Origin of the sequence: Wolbachia endosymbiont of Drosophila bocki (assembly GCF_028982005.1) — a bacterium.
In the GTDB taxonomy this organism is placed as follows: domain Bacteria; phylum Pseudomonadota; class Alphaproteobacteria; order Rickettsiales; family Anaplasmataceae; genus Wolbachia; species Wolbachia pipientis.
This window is the reverse complement of record NZ_JAPQLG010000118.1, coordinates 1-1,828: the sequence shown is the minus strand read 5'-3', so window position 1 is coordinate 1,828 and position 1,828 is coordinate 1. Positions and strand designations below refer to the sequence as shown.

Annotated in this window: 2 protein-coding genes; both read right to left on the bottom strand. The window is 35.6% G+C overall.

Annotated features, from left to right (window positions below; genetic code table 11):
- Positions 1-85: 85 nt before the first annotated feature.
- Complete coding sequence (locus OZD61_RS02550) at positions 86-892, bottom strand: SDR family oxidoreductase (RefSeq protein WP_274979735.1); 807 nt, start codon at positions 890-892, stop codon at positions 86-88.
- 5 nt (positions 893-897) lie between these two features.
- Positions 898-1,542: an alpha/beta hydrolase gene (locus tag OZD61_RS02545; RefSeq protein ID WP_274979734.1), complete on the bottom strand. Its 645-nt coding sequence runs from the start codon at positions 1,540-1,542 to the stop codon at positions 898-900.
- Positions 1,543-1,828 lie beyond the last annotated feature (286 nt).

Below are 1,828 nucleotides of genomic sequence, written 5' to 3'. Positions count from 1 at the left end.
TAAATCCTTAATTATTTCTGACTTTTTAGTTCAGTTTTTAACCATTCTTTCCTTAACTTAATGGCAGTGACAATAAGCCTATCTATCATTCTGATGTGATTTCAGTTTTTTTTACATGCAAACTCTCTAATCCCACCTTGTAGTTAGGATAAATTAGAGAGACATTAAGATCTTTTTTAATTTTAACATTACTTACTCTTTTTGATCCTAAATAAAAACTCTGTGCATAATCTGGTAACTCAATTGGCTCTGGAGGGCTAACATTGAGAAGTTTGGCTGCATACATTATCACTTCAGATTGTGTAGTGGGTAAATCGTCTGCACAATTGTATATTTCACCAGGTTTTATGTTTTGCATGGAAGAAAATAAAATATTCGATATATCTTCAACGTGAATACGAGAAAAAAAATGCCCTTCTTTTTTCACATTTCTTGCTTTGCCAAGCTGCAAGTCAATTAACACGTTCCTACCAGGACCGTATATTCCAGCTAAACGAAAAATATGTACAGGCAGTTTGCTATTTAGCCACTTCTTTTCAGATTTAAGGCGCTTTTCTCCTCTGATTTCTATAGGTCTTGTTTCAGATTCCTCATCCACCCAATTACCAGAGTGATCACCATAGACGCTAGTTGCAGACAAATAACCAAGCCATTTTACATTTTGCAGGCAATCACCGTATCTCTCCACAACATCATCGCCATCTGGAGGAATAGAAATTAAAACGTGCGTTGCGCTTTTAAGCAGATCTTGACTAACTTTCTCATAATTAAAGAGGATTACATCTTGTATATTTTTACTTCTTGATGTGCCACTGACTTTCCAACCTAAGTTCAGTAATTTTTTCGATAAAAATTTAGCTACATATCCATAACCAAAGCAAAACAAGTGCATGAAAATTAATTTTTAAAATTCTTCTTGATAAATTCTACTCCTAATTTTATTCCCTCTTCATTAATGATATGCCCTAATGCATGAATTGAGTGTCCTTCAACATTTACTCCATTTTCTTTCAGAGCTTTAACCGCTAAGTCGAGGGACGAAAAAGGTACCACGTCGTCAGCATCACCATGGATAGCACATATGTTAGGTTTTGACTTGATCTCTGGTGCAGTTTTTGAAGGTGAAAGAAACCTACCAGAGTATGCAACAACTGATGCACAGGATTGAGAGCGGGTGAGAGCTGTATGTATTGCAAGCATTGCTCCTTGAGAAAATCCAACTAAAGAAAGTTGCGTATCTTTTAAATTAAGCTCCTTTAATTTTGTATCAATGAAATGATTTACAATTGATGTAGCATTTTTTACTCCATTATATAGCGCTTCCTCACTACGATCTTCCAAGCTGAACCACTGATAACCATCACCTATTTCTCTCTTAAACGGAGCATTGGGTGCTACAAAATATGAACCCAGTAAAAACTTGCTCATAACTTTAGCAAGGTGAATGAAATTATCGCCACTTGAGCCCCAACCATGTAAAAAAATAATCAAATTTTTCTTATTTCCGCCTGCACAAATTTCTGGGCCTTTAAGTTCAATCATTTCTTTTCCTTTTGCGTTTATATTTTTATTTAACACTAATTTTCAAATTTGTAAAACCAATGTGCAATTACGTTCCCGATACTATAGCTAAAGTGACTTAGGTTCATCGACGATTTGAAAAACCGTCATTCCGCTACTTGTTAGCGGAATCTATACTAAGATACCGCGAATGAATCGCGGTATGACGTAGGATTGCTGTCATCCCAGTGCTTGACACTGGAATGGCTTTGTTGCATCGCTACTTATGAAAGGCTAACTATAATTAGGATTATAAGCAACTTATTGA